Source organism: Amycolatopsis sp. NPDC004169, from assembly GCF_040610315.1.
Classification (GTDB): domain Bacteria; phylum Actinomycetota; class Actinomycetes; order Mycobacteriales; family Pseudonocardiaceae; genus Amycolatopsis.
In genome coordinates this window covers 1-1,995 of the sequence record NZ_JBEXMD010000104.1, presented here as the reverse complement: position 1 = coordinate 1,995, position 1,995 = coordinate 1, and the positions used below count along the sequence as shown (strand labels likewise).

Genomic DNA, 1,995 nt, shown 5'->3' with positions numbered 1-1,995 from the left:
CTCCAGCACGCTCTTCGGCCGCACCGCGGTATCGGCGACGAAGGCCGCCGGCCCGGCCACGACGGCGACCAGGCCGATCACGGCTGCGACGCGGGCAGCCCGCACGAGCGCCGCGACGACGGCGAGCAACGCCAGCGCCGCCACGGTGTACCGCAGCCACGGCAGCCAGTCCGGCGTCCGGCCGAGCAGGACATAGGCGAGCACCGCCGTCCCCGCCACCGCGGCCGACAGGACAAACCGGGACCAGCTCGCCGCCGTGACCAGGCCCGCGGCGGCGAGTGCCGCGATGGCCGGGGCCAGGGCGATCGCCCACGGGTGGAATCCGAAGACGGCCACGCCGAGCGCCTGCGTCCAAAAGGCGAGCGGCGGCTTGTCGACCGTCACGACTCCCACCGAGTCGAACCCCGCGAAGAACAACGCCGTGACGTCGCACGACATCGAATGCACAGCCGCCGCATAGTACGGCTGCAGCACCCGGCTCCCCAAAGCCCGGCCCTACACCACCGCGGCGACGGCCAGGATCACCCCCACCGCGATCCGCTCCCCGCCCGGTCCGCACCTCGGCCATCGCCACCACGTCTCCCCCTCCGATCACCGTCAGGAACGCTAGGGCGCCGCGCCGCCGGAATCCTCAGGCTCCCGATTGAAGAGGCCGTCCGCCCGTGGATTGAGCCGGTCGTCGACCACCCGAACGGGCGTCATGAAGAGGGCGCGTCACCGCGGTGAGGGCTCGACGCCACCAGCGTGGAAGAGCGTGTCGTGGACCACGATCCGCAGTTCGCAGGGCCCTGAGATCATCGGGCGACTTCGCCCGTTTCGGCGCTTGATCACCGCGCGGCTCTCAGCGGAACTCGGGCAGGACGTACTCCTGTCAGCCGCGCCCTGACCGGGACTTTCGACACTCAGCAGTCCAGGATTCCGGGAACGCCCACTGACCTGCGAACGAGCGACGGACAAGAACCCGCCCAGCAGTTCCCCGTGACGTCGATGACTCCGCCGAACGGCCTCACATCGCTTCCACCGGAATGCGGAACGGCTCGTCAGGAAAGGCGTCGGATAGACACCGCGTCAACGCGACGAGATCACGGCCGACCGCGCCGTGCAGCAAGATAGACGCAGACGTCACGCGGGCGCGCTCGACAGCGTCTGAAGTGGATCCTCCCGCTGAATCGGCAGAGCGAGCAGCCGAAGGCGCGCCGCTCGTGACCGTGCGACGCTCGACTCGTGACGTCGGTCAGGTGAGGACGGCTGGCGCGGCACGACGTTTCTTGTCGCGAACAGTCAGCATCGTCAGTCGGGGAAGCTCAAAGCCGACTTTTGCAAACAGGCCCAGGGTGATTTTATCTTTCCCGTCGCAGTGTGGATACACTGGTTCATGGGACATCGCACAATGTGCAACTTGCAACCGCAGGTGTTCCTGGACACATCGCCTCCGAAGGAGCATCAATGGCCCAGAAAGTCCTCGTCGAGATCCTCGACGACATCGACGGCAGCGCCGCCGCGCAGACCGTGCAGTTCGGCCTGGATGGCGTGACCTACGAGATCGACCTCTCGAATGCGAACGCCGCCGCGCTGCGCGATGAACTGGCCCGCTACGTCGGCGCCGGTCGCCGCATCGGCGGCCGCAAGGTCCGCGTCGCCACGGGCCAGTCGACGGCTGCCTCGTCTGACCGCGAGCGTAACCAGCAAATCCGCGCCTGGGCCGGCGCGAACGGATACGAGATCTCCGAACGAGGACGTCTGTCCTCCGAGGTGGTGTCGGCCTACGAGCGGGCCCAGGTTGCCGAACCGGAGGCTCCGGCGCCGCGGAAGCGTTCCTCGCGGAAGAAGACCGCCGCCGCTTGACCAAGATGAGCGGCAGATCACTGGGGAGAGATCACCGCTGTCGTCCTGTCGGCGGCGAGGGAGCCGCGCCACTACGGCGTGCAGCCGCACCGCCGGCAGCCGCAGCAGGTCGGCGTGCGCCCGCAGGGTGACGGCGTCCCCAGCCAGCAC

1 protein-coding gene and 1 pseudogene are annotated in these 1,995 nt (G+C 68.8%); one reads left to right on the top strand and one right to left on the bottom strand.

Going from position 1 to position 1,995, the window contains the following annotated elements; translation table 11 throughout:
• Positions 1-474 (bottom strand): annotated as a pseudogene (locus ABZX11_RS48155) (hypothetical protein); the annotation flags it as partial.
• A gap of 972 nt (positions 475-1,446) precedes the next feature.
• Between ABZX11_RS48155 and ABZX11_RS48150 the strand changes: the two are divergent.
• Positions 1,447-1,845, top strand: coding sequence for an Lsr2 family protein (locus ABZX11_RS48150; RefSeq protein ID WP_354925919.1), 399 nt, complete (start codon positions 1,447-1,449; stop codon positions 1,843-1,845).
• Positions 1,846-1,995 lie beyond the last annotated feature (150 nt).